Annotated in this window: 10 protein-coding genes; 7 read left to right on the forward strand and 3 right to left on the reverse strand. The window is 50.8% G+C overall.

All coding sequences use genetic code 11. The features are described 5' to 3' along the window. Positions 1-61: 61 nt before the first annotated feature. The 6 genes from larB (at position 62) to HZA49_09830 (ending at position 6,743) form a co-directional block, all read left to right on the forward strand. Positions 62-736 (forward strand): nickel pincer cofactor biosynthesis protein LarB, encoded by a 675-nt coding sequence (gene larB, locus HZA49_09805; GenBank protein MBI5779731.1) that lies wholly within the window; start codon positions 62-64, stop codon positions 734-736. 176 nt (positions 737-912) lie between these two features. Then, positions 913-2,127 (forward strand): hypothetical protein, encoded by a 1,215-nt coding sequence (locus HZA49_09810; protein ID MBI5779732.1) that lies wholly within the window; start codon positions 913-915, stop codon positions 2,125-2,127. Positions 2,128-2,295: 168 nt separating this feature from the next. Next, positions 2,296-2,838 (forward strand): DUF502 domain-containing protein, encoded by a 543-nt coding sequence (locus tag HZA49_09815; GenBank protein MBI5779733.1) that lies wholly within the window; start codon positions 2,296-2,298, stop codon positions 2,836-2,838. A gap of 113 nt (positions 2,839-2,951) precedes the next feature. Further along, positions 2,952-4,571: a hypothetical protein gene (locus tag HZA49_09820; GenBank protein MBI5779734.1), complete on the forward strand. Its 1,620-nt coding sequence runs from the start codon at positions 2,952-2,954 to the stop codon at positions 4,569-4,571. A gap of 279 nt (positions 4,572-4,850) precedes the next feature. Next, positions 4,851-5,297, forward strand: a complete 447-nt coding sequence (locus HZA49_09825) for a hypothetical protein (protein MBI5779735.1) — start codon at positions 4,851-4,853, stop codon at positions 5,295-5,297. 657 nt (positions 5,298-5,954) lie between these two features. Further along, on the forward strand, positions 5,955-6,743 hold the full coding sequence (locus tag HZA49_09830; GenBank protein ID MBI5779736.1) for a helix-turn-helix domain-containing protein: 789 nt from the start codon (positions 5,955-5,957) through the stop codon (positions 6,741-6,743). A 252-nt stretch (positions 6,744-6,995) separates the two neighbouring features. Here HZA49_09830 and HZA49_09835 read toward each other — a convergent pair whose 3' ends face one another. The 3 genes from HZA49_09835 to HZA49_09845 all read right to left on the reverse strand — a co-directional run bounded on the left by HZA49_09835 (position 6,996) and on the right by HZA49_09845 (position 13,357). Next, complete coding sequence (locus tag HZA49_09835) at positions 6,996-9,338, reverse strand: tetratricopeptide repeat protein (GenBank protein ID MBI5779737.1); 2,343 nt, start codon at positions 9,336-9,338, stop codon at positions 6,996-6,998. Positions 9,339-9,418: 80 nt separating this feature from the next. Beyond that, a complete protein-coding gene (gene rpmE / locus HZA49_09840) occupies positions 9,419-9,631 on the reverse strand; it encodes a 50S ribosomal protein L31 (protein ID MBI5779738.1) in 213 nt (70 codons plus the stop codon). A gap of 180 nt (positions 9,632-9,811) precedes the next feature. Next, entirely contained in the window at positions 9,812-13,357 is a 3,546-nt protein-coding gene (locus HZA49_09845) for a fibronectin type III domain-containing protein (protein ID MBI5779739.1), read from the reverse strand. A 227-nt stretch (positions 13,358-13,584) separates the two neighbouring features. On the opposite strand from HZA49_09845, the gene HZA49_09850 reads away from it, so the two are divergent. Then, entirely contained in the window at positions 13,585-14,199 is a 615-nt protein-coding gene (locus HZA49_09850) for a SagB/ThcOx family dehydrogenase (protein ID MBI5779740.1), read from the forward strand. The last annotated feature ends 27 nt before the right edge of the window (positions 14,200-14,226 follow it).

Raw genomic sequence — 14,226 nt, forward strand, 5'->3', positions numbered from 1 at the left:
TCTATAATTCTTGTGGATTAATGGATTCCCGCCTTCGCGGGAATGACATTGAACGAACATTATGAAAAAGACCAGATACAAGAAGCTGGGTTTTGCCACGATTGATATCGAGCGTGAGAAGCGGTGCGGGTTTCCCGAGGTGATATTCTGCCAGGGCAAGATGCCGGCCGACACCGCCCGGATTGCCCGGGAAATACTAAGGCATCACAAATATCTGCTGGCCACCCGGGCTGACGAGAAAACCTATCGGGCCGTTAAGCGCATCGCCAAGGATGCCGTATATCACATGAGGCCGCGGATTATCACCATTGACCGTAGAAGCAAACCGGAATGCCGGATTAAGCCGGGCTTGATTGTGGTTATTACCGGCGGGACCTCGGATATCCCGGTGGCAGAAGAGGCCAGAATCACGGCCGAGATGATGGGCAATCGGGTCGAGACCCTTTATGATGTCGGCGTGGCCGGCATCCACCGGATTCTGGACCATTCTCAGCTGATCCGAAAAGCCAATGTGATTATTGTGGTGGCCGGAATGGAAGGGGCGCTGGCCAGCGTGGTGGGCGGCCTGGTGGACAAGCCGGTGATTGGCGTGCCGACCAGCGTGGGCTACGGGGCGCATTTCCAGGGCCTGGCGCCGCTGTTGACCATGCTCAATTCCTGCGCGGCCGGCGTGGCAGTCGTCAATATTGACAACGGATTCGGAGCCGGTTATATGGCTTCGTTAATTAATAAATAAATCATAAGAATTAGCCACGAAGACACTAAGACACTAAGAAGAAATGACTGGGTGTATCTTCGTGCCTTTTAGGGGCAGTTTGGAATCCCATAGGGATGACCTTTACTCCCCTTATACCAGTATGCGTTAGCATGCATTGGCATGTGACTTAGTGGCTATACTTTTAATTCTATACAATGAAATATATCGCGATAATTATTCTTTTCCTATTCCTGTCGCTATTTCTGGCGGCTGAAGACGCCACTAAAGGCATCAATTATTCCATCAAACCGCTGTTAAAGCAGGACGGGTCGGCGTATTTCCTGTCTGTCAGCGGAACCACCAACCTGCCTGACAAGGCGCTGTTGGATATTACCTTCACCTATCGTTTCCCGGGCGGAGACAACGAGCGATACCTTGATTACAAGCGATGTTTGGTTACAGCCAGCGCTTATCAGGCCCAATTAGGGCCGCTCAGGCGCAAGCCCCCGGCCGGCGAGTATCTATTTAAGGTGACCTTTGACCCGGACCGGCAATCCGATGAGGTGCGTAAATACCTGTCCTCCGAAGGCGGATCCGCCTCTGGCGGAGAATCAAAATACCAGGTCGTGGAAAACCTCAGCAAGACCGAGGTCCTGGCCATCGGCGCCTCGGCCGAGGATGCGCCCAAGGAACGCCGGCAGATGATGGCGATTATCCAGAAGGAAGGCCTGACATTAAAGGCCGTCTCTGATGACATCAAGGGGCATTATTCTAAGTATCAGGAGACGCTCCGGGCTGCGGAGCCGCAGCGGAGTCCCGATAATTTCGGGGAGGATATCAAGGCGTTGCGTCAATGGTCAGCGGACATCATTGGTAAACTGGAATCGCTGGTCAAGGCCATCCTGCTGGAGGACGAACTGCGGGTATTTGAGAGCGTGACCCAGGCCAAGGCGTCAATAGAAAACAGCGCCTTTTTGCTTAAATCGCTCCTGAAGAAACAGGACGAGATGCTGGTCTTAAAAGAGCAGCCGGTGAAGGATGCGGCTGAATTCAACCGCAAACTGGCCGTGATTACGGAAGAGATTGACGGGCTATATAAGCTGACCGACCGGGAGGTGACCAAGAACCTCAGGGAGCTGGGCATATTCTCGCTCAATAAGGATGCGCTCCTTGGCTCGTTGGGTAAAATAGAAGCCATCATAAACCAGGCGTCTGAGAATGAGCCGTTAAAAGACGCGGGTAAATCTGTTATTATGCAGGAGGTGGTGGCGTTGTCCCAAAACCTGCCGGAGATGTTCTACGACGATATGCACAAACTGGTATCTGAAATTATCGGCCTGATGAAAGGCAATGACCCAATAGCCAAGCAGGCAAAAGATGGGATTATCCTGAGGATAAAAACATTAAGGAGTGAAATAGAAGGGAAGTAGGCAAAATTCTTGTAAGCGGATTAAGCAGATTCTGCGGATTTAGCTGATGATTTTATCCGTTTAATCTGCCAAATCCGCTTAAGTACCCGGTGCGCTCCAGTGGGTGCTGTCCGACCATTGCTGCGCAAAGGGCAGTTTACGAAATTAATGACAGTATAGAGGAGTGATATGAAAAAGCTATTCGGTTATTTTGTCAAGGGCCTGCTGGTGAGTGCGCCGCTGGCCGCGACGGTTTACGTGGTTTACCTGGTCTTTAACTGGGTGGACGGCTGGTTGCGCATCCCTTATCCCGGGGTGGGTTTTGTGGCCACGATTATCCTGATTACCCTGACCGGGTATCTGGCCTCGGGCCTCTTTTTCAAAGGGCTGATGAAGATGCTTGATGCGCAGGTCAGCCGGATACCGCTGATTAAGCTAATTTACTCATCATTAAAAGACCTGATGAAGGCGTTTGTCGGCGAGAAGAAGATGTTTGACCGTCCGGTGCTGGTGAAGCTATATGACACCTCCGAGGCAATGGTTATCGGGTTCATCACCCGTGACGACCTGTCCATGCTGGGCATCAAGGACTCGGTGGCGGTTTACCTACCCCAGTCGTATAACTTTGCCGGGAATCTGATAATCGTGCCGCGGCGCAATGTCACGCCGCTGGACAAGAACGGCCCGGAGGTCATGGCCTTCATCGTCTCAGCTGGCCTGAGCGGGAAATAAGTCAGAAAAATTGACCCTTTGCGTAGCAATGGTCGGGAGCACCCACTGGAGCGCATCGGGTACACGTGTCCCCGGATTACGCAGAATTAGCACCGAGTTGAGGAGTTTGTATCATGGGTATTTTATCGTTTCTATTCGGGAAAAGTGGTTCTCGAAATGTCAGTCCAGAAAATTTGCCATGGTATGGAGCCACTTCTATTTATAAATTCATAGAGAATCATCTTGATAAAGAAGGCGCAAAATTGACCAAAATTGGAGAAAAGCTACCGGATGATGAGAAGTTTAACAAAGGGAAAAGACTAAAATTCATAGCCGGGTGTAAAGATAATGTTTTCTGGGAAGCGCCATTAAAGACACGGAATAAAAACATCAAGCAAGTTTTTTCTTTGGTGAGGCAAATAGTCCGGAAGAAAGAATTAAGCGGAAAGATATCTTTATATAATTTGCTGATTAAAGATGAATTGTCTTTGTTTGTAGACCAGGTGCTTGAGCTAATCGTTAAAAATAAGACTTTCTCGGACCCTTACCTGCACGACTATGCTGTCTGGCTGGCGAAGGGATCTCCTGATAGAGGACCGGTCAAATTCGGAATTGCCTTGCTGGGGGCTAGCGGGGGCGAAGCTGACGTTGAAATTATTAAACTGCTCGGTAAGCACGACGAATTCACGCTGTATAGCGTGGTTGCTATGATTAACATATTAGAAAACCCTCTTAATGAATTATGGGATTTAGCTAAATGCGTGGATGGTTGGGGAAAAATCAATGCGGTTGAGAGAATGCCAAAATCAGACAATCCGGAAATTAAAGACTGGTTATTACGCCATGGTTACAACAACAATATTATGAATGAATATCTGGCATATCAATGTGCCACTAACGGAGATTTAAAAACGGCCTTGTCGCAGGATAATTTAGATGATGAATTGTTAAACTCGGCTGGCGATATAATTAAAGCACTTATTAACGGCGGTCCAACCAAAAATATAATGGATTATGAGGATGGAATCTATGTAATTGAAAGATACCTTAAGCTCATCGAGTCAAAAGCAAATACGATAGAGCATTTCATTACAATAGCTGTAATTAGGGATTTCTTATCATCATATAAAAACAAAGAGGAAAAGACTAAAAAGCTCATCCTGGAGGATGGCTTACGTGATAACCTGTTGCAGATTACTCAAGGTATTATTAATCGACCGAAATGGTCAGAGATTGTTAAGAGTAAATTTAAGACAGATAATTATGCGGAATTCTTTGACGTCAACCGGGTCGCCAAATGGCTTGGATTGGATATGTGGGATGTTTACTGGGAACGACTAAACAAAAAGCCGTTCGAGGACGGACGTTGGTATGATATAATGACCGCGGTAAACTCCGAGCGCATTAAGGTTATTGTGGATTACGCCTTAAAAGTACTCCCCTTAGATAAAGTTGCAACCGGTCCCGCAGATGAGGCTGGAGGTGGAGAAGAGTATAAGATTCACAGGTGTTTGGATTTTATCTTACAGAATCTGGGCAAATATCCATCTGTTGGGATCTTTTTGGTAAAAGCAGGATTGAGAAGTCCGGTAGTCAGGAACAGAAACCTAGCTCTAAGAGTATTATCCGAATGGGGCAAGAAGAATTGGGATGCAGAGGTGGAAGACATCTTGAAAGAATTACTTTCGATTGAACCTCTCGAAGATGTTAAAAAAAGAATCAAACAAGTATTGCAAAATAAACCCTTAAAGTAATGCAATACACATCCTACATCCTGAAACACATGTTCACTACGTTGTCTCGCAGTAGCGAGTTCCCAGTGCGCTTCGTCCGCCGGACGAATGCTTCTGACCAGTGCGTTGCACAGGGCAACCGGCTGTAACCCTGGTTTGGGTCGATGACAGGGCCGATGACACACACCTGCCGGCGAAACCTGCTAAATACTTGACTTGAAAGACATCGTTTTTGTAAAGTAGCCCTTATGATCAAAATTGCTCGTAGCAATCTGGGGATACATAATTAAGGAGGTTGATATGTCTTACAAAGCATTCAAGGGCAAGTGGCAGGCGTTCGGGGACAAGCCCATTATCAGTATGCCTCCCGGTGCGCTCCAGCCGCCGGCTGGATGCTCCCGACCAGTGCTTTGCACAGGGCTGTCCACCGGTCTGATTTGTTTTAATAAGGCCTGTTATGATACCTTTATCAAGCCCACTAACTGCAAGTATGTTAAGCTCTATTACGAGCCGGATATGAAGAAGGTGGCATTCACATTCCGCAATGACAGGAAAGGCGAGTTTGTGCTTCCGGTCAATCTGACCAAGACCGGCGTTCTGGCTGTGGTTAATGGCAAGACTTTCTTTAACCAGTTCGGAATCAAATACCCGGAGCAGAGCCGGTCATTCCCGGTCCATCAGACCAAGCCATCAAGCGGAATTAATGGGATTGAGATCAAGCTCACCGAATATATGTCCAACCGCTAAGGCATTTCTGTAATTCACCGACATCATATATAACTGAATTCTTTAGGTATGGGTAGGGCGCTATACCAGTATGGATGGTGTACTATACTAGTATGGATAGTATGCCTTAGGGGTATGGGAGGTGTGGCACAGGGGTATGGGAGGTGTGGCACAGGGGTATGGGAGGAATGGCACAGGGGTATGGGAGGTGTGACACAGGGGTATGGGAGGTGTGCCGCAGGGGTATGGGAGGAATGGCACAGGGATATGGGAGGTGTGCCACAGGGGTATGGGAGGTATGGCGCAGGGATATGGGAGGTGTGGCACAGGGGTATGGGAGGAGTGACACAGGGGTATGGGAGGAATGACACAGGGGTATGGGAGGAATGGTACAGGGATATGGGAGGTATGGTAAGGGGGTATGGGAGGTGTAGTAGGGGGGTATGGGGGGTGGCGGTATAGGGGTATTGCCGGTTTTTGCCGGTTTTGCTACAGCTTGCTACATTTATACCAGAAAATACAAAATTTGCCACGAAGGCACCAAGGCACTAAGGGCATATTTTAACGGTCTCCCGTAGGGACAACCCCCTGCCCCCTTTGTTAAGGGGGACTAATGGGTAGTGTATTGGTGGCTACGGTTTTTCTTGAATTTGTCCGGAATCAATGTAATCTGCGGCTATGAATAAACCGCTGGGATTAAACGAGGTCTGTTATTATCTGGGCGTTTCGCGCTGGACCCTGATGCGCTGGATAAAGAAGGGCATACTGCCGGCCCAAAAATTGGGCGGACGGTGGGTGGTTGAGGAACGCATCCTGCATAAGTTTTCTATTGAACGCGACAGCGCCTTATTCAGCGCCAAGTCATCCAGGAAACCAGCCACTGTATCTGATATTATTTCCTCTTATGGCCGGCGCCAGGCCACCTATCAGGATAATAAGCCGTTGAAGTTAAAAGAGGTGATGGATGTCCTGGGCGTCTGCCGCCGGACCATCACCGGATGGATTAGCCAGGGCAAGATAGCCGCCAGCAAAATGGGCGGGCAGTGGGTGGTCTGGGAAAACGATTTGAATGAGTTTGTCAAGCGCCGGATGCTTTTTCTGGATGATGCGGCCGTAAAGATGAGGTTTTTCAGCTCCAGTGTTCTGGAGCAATACCGGAAGGATACCAGATATTACGTGCACGAGGCGGCGTTCCACGGCCGGGTGGGCAACAAAGAGGAGCGGGAGAAAATGCACCAGAAACGTTCCCTGACCAAGCGGCATCCGCATCTCTGGTCCAAGGAATACTTCGGCAAGGATGACTACAAATTAATGGACAGCCGCTCGTTTGCCGAACTGCTCTTCTGGAAGGTGCGGCACAAGGACGGCGGCTGGATGATTGCAATTGACCCGCGGGCATTTCACCTGATACCGGAACCGGAGCGGCGCAAGTGGTCTGTCTTTGAAGCGCACAATCCGGTTTATTAGACAGAATAACTCTAATAAAATTTATATTATAGATTGTCACGCGTCCCGCCTGACATTGGGACGCTCGCAATGACGTCACTGCAGGTAAACACACCCCTTACCCCTCCCCGAAATAATCGGGACTCCGTTGCGACTCTGCTTAATAGAGGGGAATCCTATCCGCTTTGCTACGGGATAATTCGCACTAACTCATCACTTTCGAAGTGCGAGTAAACAACCCCCTAACCCCCTTTTCTAAGGGGGAATGGAGCGCTACTTCATTTCCTGGATGGTGATGCTGTTGAAAAAGACCTGGCCGTTTTGGACCATCAGGCCAATGGCCGGTGAGGCGGAGACCAGGTTGTCCTTAATCATTTTGCCGTCCAGGATGGCCTTATAGCGGTTGTTTTCCCTGATTAACTCGAATTTGTGGACGCTGGACACGCCGATGGAACTGCTGAGCGAGACGACATCATAGTCGTTTTTATCGCCGCCATAAATGAAACCGACCGGGTCGGTCTTGGAGGAGCGGTTGCGTTCGATGGAGAATTTTACCGTCAGGGTGTATTGCGCCGGGACCTCGCCTTTCCAGAGCAGGATGGCTTCCGAGTTTGACACCCTGGGGTCGGCCTCGATTTTGCCTTCTTTGACGCGCCAGTTCTGGTATTTATCGGTTCCCCAGACATTGGCTTCGGGCGGATATTGGTCTTTTATCTCCCAGTCATTCAGGTCCTTGCCGTTGAAAATATGCTGGATTTGGCCGGCCTCGGCTTTTTTGGCATCGGGGCTGAATTTCCGGAGCGGCTCGAAGTTTTTCTTCATTTCTTCCAGTTGCATGTTATCGGAATCAAGCCTGAAGGCCATCTCGAAGTCAGCGTTCATCTGGGCCAGGTCATTCTTTTTCCAATAGGCCAGCCCGCGCCAGGCATAGGCCGGGGCGCATTTCGGGTTAATCTTTATCGCTTCGTTGCAGGTGGCGACCAGGTTGTTATATTCGCCGTTATAGAAGAGCGTTTGGGCCACCCGGAGATAAGATTCGGCGCGTTTATTGGCCGGGTCGTTAGCGCCCGGGTCGCTTTTCGGCTCGACCGGGGCCCGGGGAGCGCCTAATTTGGCCGACAAATCCTGGGCGCTCTTGTTGGCCGGGTCCACCAGCAGGAGATATTGGAGGACGCGCCAGGCAAAGGAATTGTATTTCTTGTTGGCGCAGTCCGTCGCCAGCGTCGAGGCGGACGCGGTATAGCCGGTCTTTATGGCGGTGAATTTCTTGCCGTTGGGGTCGATCTTATCCAGCGCCTGGGATGTCTGGGACATGAGTTTTTCGTCGTCCTTGGACATGAATCTCTGTTTCAGGCATCTGGCGCAGAGCCGGTAGCTGTTGAGCGCCTTTTTGTTGTCGCTAAGTTTCTTGTAGCATTCGCCCAGGTTAAACAGGGCATCGGGGAAATCGGCCCGGTAGGACATGGCCTTGTTAAATTTCTCCACGGCCTCCTCATACTTGTTGGCTTTGAGGAGCTCCAGGGCGGACTGGTAATAGAGGCTGGCCAATTCGCTGTTTTCGCCGGCGGTCTTGTCCTTCAGTGATTTATTCATCTCTTCCCGGGCTTTTTTCAGCAGGCCCGCTGCCTCCTCGTTGTTCCGGTCCAGCTGGCGGGCCAGGGCCAGGATTTCCTCGGCCAGGATATAATCCTCTTCGTTGATGCACTGGTTTCCCAGATCCAGGAGCTTGAGCATGAGTTCCTTGTTAAGGGCGGTTATCTTTTCCTCCAGCATCCGGAATTTCTCGGTCTTGCGCAGGGTGTCATCGCGCAGCTTAATCATTTCTTCGGACGGCGCCGGGAGGGCGTTGATGATTTCCACGCATTGCTGGTAGTATCCGTAGCCGGATTCCTCGTCTTTGAGGGTGGTGCAGATGTCGCCGAGTTTGGCGTAGGCATCGGGGAAATTCTTGTTATAAGTGATGGACTTGATGAAGAGTTCCCGGGCCTTGTCATACTGTTTGGATTTTAACGAGGCCAGGCCCAGGCCGTAGAACTCGCGGGCCGCTTCCTGGGCTTCTATGTCGGGTTCTTTGGATTTGGGTTTTTCTTCTGCGGGTTTATCCTTCTCCTTGGGCGGCTCTTTTGCCGTCGGGGGCGGTTGAGATGATTCATTGTCCAGGACCTTGAGCGAGCGGGCGTGCTTGAGGGTGCCGTTGATTTCCTTGAACTTACCGGAAATGATTTCGGCATCCTTGCCGGTGAATACGTCAATCACATCCATGCAGATGTTCTGCGCCTTCATCAGCATTTCAATGGCCTTGTCCAGCGCGGCGTTGCGTTCAGTCCGGTTGTCTATCTTGTTGGCGCCGGCGGTAAGTTTCTGCGCCTCGGTCAGGAGGTCGGTTAGTTCTTTGTCAATGGTTTGGGCGTCCTTGTAGATGCACTTGATGCGGTCTCTTTTGACGATTATTTCGCCGTCTTCGGTGGCAATCTTTACTTTATCGCCGTCGTCGGTTATCTTGCCGATATACTTGCTGCCGTCTTTGAGGATGACCACCTCGGACAGGGCCGGGGCGGCAATCGTGAGAAAAGTAACGATGACGGCCAGCAGAACGGTAATCTTCAATCTGGACATATTACTTTACTGTATTGTTAGACTGTTGAGAACCCAACTTTTGCTAAACAAAATAATAATTCTCCGGAATAAGCAATTATCTATTTGTTCTGGCCGTAGTTAGCGTATTTTTTCTGGAATTTCTCTATACGCCGGGCGGTATCCACGTATTTTTCCTTGCCTGTGTAGAAGGGGTGGCACTTGGAGCAAATCGAAACGGCGATTTTATCTTTGGTGGAACGCGTCTGGAATGACTCGCCGCAGGCGCAGGTAACGGTGGCATCTTTGTAGTCCGGGTGAATCTTTTCTTTCATAGCGGTATCTTAACTCCTTTGTTTATAATATAGTATCCTTTTACCATGAGATTATATAAATGTCAAGTAAAATGAGCAGATAACTTACGATAATTTATCGTAAGTTATAGACACAAGCCGTCTGCGAATTTGATCCCGCTGAAGAGCGGGATAACGGTCATAATTTATAAATTATTCTGGTTACGGATATTCCCAGGTGTCGTTAAGCCGGGCGCCGTTATATCCGCCGAAGATAATAATCCTCCGGCGGGCCGAGTCGTAGGCAATGGAATGCCAGTACCGGGCCAGCGGTTTGTTGGCCGTGGTTTTCTGGGTCCAGGTCGTGCCGGTCCATTCCCAGGTATCATCCATGTAGCCGCCGGATTCCTGGCCTCCGAAAAGGACAATCTCCTGACGCAGGGTGTCATAGACCGCCGTGCAATACGCCCGGGCCGATGGTTTGGCCGGCGGGTTTAGCTGGGTCCAGTTAGCGCCGTTCCATTCCCACATATCGTTTTTTAGCTGGCTGTCCCGGCCGCCGAACAGGATAATCTTCTGGCTGGCATAGTCATAGGTGATAGCGTGTCCGGTTCGCCCGGACGGCTTATTAACCGGGTTTTTGTTTACCCAGTTGATGCCGTCCCATTCCCAGGTATCGTTGAGATAGGTGCCGGAGATAACGCCGCCGAACAGGACGATTTTCTGGCGCTGGGCATCGTAGGTCAGGGAATGCCCTTCGCGCGCCGGCGGCTTAGCCGACGGGTTTTTTTCCGTCCAGTCCGCGCCGTCCCATTCCCAGGTGTCATTCTTGCCGACCAAGTCCATTCCGCCGAAAAGGATAACCACTTTTCGGTTGGCATCATAGGCCAGGGCGTGATTGCGCCGGCCGGGCGGTTTATTGCTGGAGTATTGCCAGACCCAGTTCGTGCCGTCATAAAGCCAGGTGTCATCGCGGTTATCGCTGTCCCAACCGCCGAAGAGGACCATCTGACCGTGTTCGGCATCGTAGGCGCTGGCGTGCAGCCAGCGGGAGGTCGGCTTGTCTGTGGTGCTGATGGAAATCCAGGTGGCGGCAATGGTGGTGGCCGTAATTTCGTTGGAGGTCGAGCTGTCCCCAACCGCATTATAGGCCAGCACAGTATAAGTGTAAGCGGTCAGGTCATTGAGGGCGGTATCGGCGAAACTGACGACGTTGGCGGCTGCCGTGCCGACTTCCGTAAATTGCACTTCACCCGGCGATTGGCGTTTTATCCTGAAGCCATCTTCATTGCTGGAGTTGTCCTGCCAGAGGAGATTTATCCTGTAAGAGCTGACCGCCGTGCCGGTCAGGTTGGACGGAGCCAGCGGCGTGATTGATGACGGAGACGGAGTGGTGACAGAGATGGCATTGGAATAATTGCTCATACCGACTGAATTCCAGGCCCGGACCCGGTAATAATATGTAGTGGTTTCAGTGACTGAGAGATGGGATAACGCATTGTTGTTGGCGGCCGGATTGCCAATCTGATAATAATCCGGTTCGGATTCCTTTCTTGATTCCACGGCAAAGCCGTCCTCGTTGTTTGAATTATCGTTCCAGAGGAGATTGACCTGGACCGGCGAGACCGCAGTGCCGGTGAGATTAGAAGGGGCGTTGGGTGGAAGAGACAAGGTAATCGCCGAGAGGACGCCAGAATAAAGGCTGTTATAAAGATTATACGCCCTGATGCGGTAGTAGTAAGTGGTGTTGGGGGTTAGCGTATTATCAGCGTGGCTGGTGACATTAGCCGCGACCTGGGTTATTTCCTCGAATGTGCCGCCCGGAATTTTGCGTTCTATCTTAAATCCGGTTTCATTATTGGATTCATCGTTCCAGAAGATATTTATCTGGCTGGCCGAGACCGTTTCCAGGCGGGTGATGACCGGAGCGGACGGCGGACCGACGGGTGTGGTAACCGAGGCTTCGTCAGAATACGAACTGTAGCCACCCTCGCCAAAGGCGCGGATCCGGTAATAATAGGTGTTTTGCGGCTGGATATTGTTATTGTCATCATAGGAGGTGAAATTCGCCAGCAGGGAGAGTATCTGGACGTAAGTGCCGCCGGTCTTCTTGCGTTCCAGTTTAAATGTCTGCTCGTTACCGGAGTTGTCATCCCACTCCAAGGCAATTTCGTTATATGAAAGGGCGGTAGCGGATAAAGCCGAGGGCGCCAGGGGCGGCGGTCCTTTGGTGGTAATAGCGGTTGAAGTGGCCGGCGGCGATGAATTGCCAAAGGAATTATAGGCGGTCAGCCGGTAATAATAGGTGCTGGTGGCGGTGACGGTCTGGTCGGTGTATGATACGGTGCTGCCGGATGACGAAACCGCGCCGGTCTGGGTGATTTCCGTCCACGAGTCAACGCCATTAGGCGAGCGTTCGATCTTAAATCCCTCCTCGTTATCTGATTGGTCGGTGAACCGGATGGTCAACTCGTATCCGTAAACCGTGGAGGTAACCGGGGTTGATGGCGCGGCGGGGTTATAGGTCGGCGGCGGATAAGTCGTATCCGAGGCGATATCGGAATAATCGCTGTAATTGCCGGCCGTTGAATCATAGGCCCGGACCCGGTAATAATAGGCAGTGCCGGCCGATAAGGTCCGGTTGCTGTAAATCTCGGCGTTATCGGCGGTGGTGGCAATTTCGGTCCAGGAGCCGGTGCCGTTCGGCGAGCGTTCTATCCTGAATTCGGTTTCGTTATTGGAATTATCGCGCCACTGGAGATTTATCTGGCTGGATGAGACGGCCCAGGCTTCAAGCTGGTCCGGCGCCAGGGGCAGCCATGACGGCGTGGTCACCGTGGATACATCGGAATATCCGCCATAACCGCCGTCATTCCAGCCGTATAGCCGGTAATAATAAGTCGTGCCGGGCATAACCGCGGTGTCAATCCACGATGTGGTGTTGGAAATCGGACTGGTTATCTCCTGGAAATTACCGCCTTCGGTTTTGCGCTCTATCTTGAATCCGGTTTCATTATTGGAATTGTCAGTCCACTGGAGCGAGACCTGATAGGGGACTCCGGCATTAGCCGTGGTGGTCAGTCCCGATGGCGCCGTTGGCGGCATGGGCTGAGTGGTGGCCGAGAGTTCATTGGAATTGGAACTGTCGCCCAGAAAATTATACGCCCTTAACCGGTAGTAATATTTTGTCTCGGGCAGAAGCGAGGTGTCCGAGAAAGAAATCACATCTGTCGCGACAGTGGTAATCACGCTGTAAGTCCCGTTGACGGTGGTTTTGCGTTCTATTCTGAAGCCTTCCTCGTTAAACGAGTTATCCTGCCAGCGGATGTCTATTTGCTGGAAAGAGAAGGTGTTGGCCTGCAGGAGCAGGGGGTTGTCAGGCGGGCCGGGCAGGGTCTGGGCTTCGGCCTGGTTGGAAGATGGGCTGTTCCCGCCGCTGTTGAATGCCTTAACGCGATAATAATAAAATGTCTCCGATGACAGGTTTGTATCCGCATAGTAGGTGGTATTGGCATTTACAGAGGCGAGGTATGAGAATCCGCTTTGTCCCTGTTTTTGGCGTTCAATGACGAAGCCGGTTTCATCCGTGGAGTTATCGTCCCAGGAAAGATTAATCCGCGAGGGAAGCGTGGCGTCAGCCGTGAGGTTCGAAGGCGCTTTGGGCGCGGCGCTGCTGCCGCTGTTGTCATCTCTGAAGAGACAACCGTTGGTGATGGATAAGAGCAGAAAGACAAGAGATGAAAGGACAATTATATCCCGCCTTTTCATATATATATTATACCTTATTGAGATAAATAAATCAAGTAGATATTGACAAAATTGTAACAATGTATAAAATTAGTCGCCATCAATGGTGAGATATGGGAATTTGATATTGCTTTGAGCGAGTATTAGAAATATTGTGATAATCGATTAAAGTTATGAAACAGACACTTTTGTGGTTTGTCATTTTGGTTTCTGCTTTGGTGTTCCTCGGTTATTTCAGTAGATTTGGTATGACTGAAAAAGGAGAGATTATGAAAGAGATTACACTCCCTGCCGCCAAGGCAACCGGCCAGATGCCGTTGGAAGAGGCTATTCAGAAACGCAAATCCGTGCGCAAATATTCTACCAAGGAGCTGACCTTGGAGCAGGTGGCGCAGATTCTCTGGGCGGCTAATGGCGCCAACCCGCGCACCAAGAACTTCATTGCCCGCAATGTCCCGTCCGCCGGCGGAATCTTTCCGATGACGGTTTACCTGTTGAATAAGAACGGGATTTATCGCTATCAGCCATTAACCCATTCCCTGGCGCTGGTAAAGGAAGGTGACGCGAGAAAGGAATTATGCGAGGCGGCATTCGGCCAGGGGTTTATCAAGCAGGTGCCGGTTGATTTGGTGATTACGGCCGATGTGGCCAAATGCGCCCAGCGCTATGGCGAACGCGCCCAGAGATATACGGATATCGAAGCCGGGCATATCGGGCAGAATGTATCGCTGCAGGCCGTATCACTGGGTTTGGGCACGGTCATGATCGGCGCCTTTAATGACGAGGCGGTCAAAGATGTCCTGGCTCTTCCGGATAATGAATCTCCGCTGTATATTATCCCGGTCGGCTATGCCGACGAGTAAATGAGGCAGAGGGTATTCTGAGTTTTA

This window comes from Planctomycetota bacterium (assembly GCA_016235865.1).
Classification (GTDB): Bacteria; Planctomycetota; MHYJ01; order JACQXL01; family JACQXL01; genus JACRIK01.

Bases quoted from the DNA above. Each gene is read 5' to 3' on its own strand.
- HZA49_09850 (MBI5779740.1), top strand. From the start codon at position 13,585: ATGACTGAAAAAGGAGAGATTATGAAAGAGATTACACTCCCTGCCGCC.
- larB (MBI5779731.1), top strand. From the start codon at position 62: ATGAAAAAGACCAGATACAAGAAGCTGGGTTTTGCCACGATTGATATC.
- HZA49_09820 (MBI5779734.1), top strand. From the start codon at position 2,952: ATGGGTATTTTATCGTTTCTATTCGGGAAAAGTGGTTCTCGAAATGTC.
- HZA49_09830 (MBI5779736.1), top strand. From the start codon at position 5,955: ATGAATAAACCGCTGGGATTAAACGAGGTCTGTTATTATCTGGGCGTT.
- HZA49_09835 (MBI5779737.1), bottom strand. From the start codon at position 9,338: ATGTCCAGATTGAAGATTACCGTTCTGCTGGCCGTCATCGTTACTTTT.
- HZA49_09810 (MBI5779732.1), top strand. From the start codon at position 913: ATGAAATATATCGCGATAATTATTCTTTTCCTATTCCTGTCGCTATTT.
- rpmE (MBI5779738.1), bottom strand. From the start codon at position 9,631: ATGAAAGAAAAGATTCACCCGGACTACAAAGATGCCACCGTTACCTGC.
- HZA49_09825 (MBI5779735.1), top strand. From the start codon at position 4,851: ATGTCTTACAAAGCATTCAAGGGCAAGTGGCAGGCGTTCGGGGACAAG.
- HZA49_09815 (MBI5779733.1), top strand. From the start codon at position 2,296: ATGAAAAAGCTATTCGGTTATTTTGTCAAGGGCCTGCTGGTGAGTGCG.
- HZA49_09845 (MBI5779739.1), bottom strand. From the start codon at position 13,357: ATGAAAAGGCGGGATATAATTGTCCTTTCATCTCTTGTCTTTCTGCTC.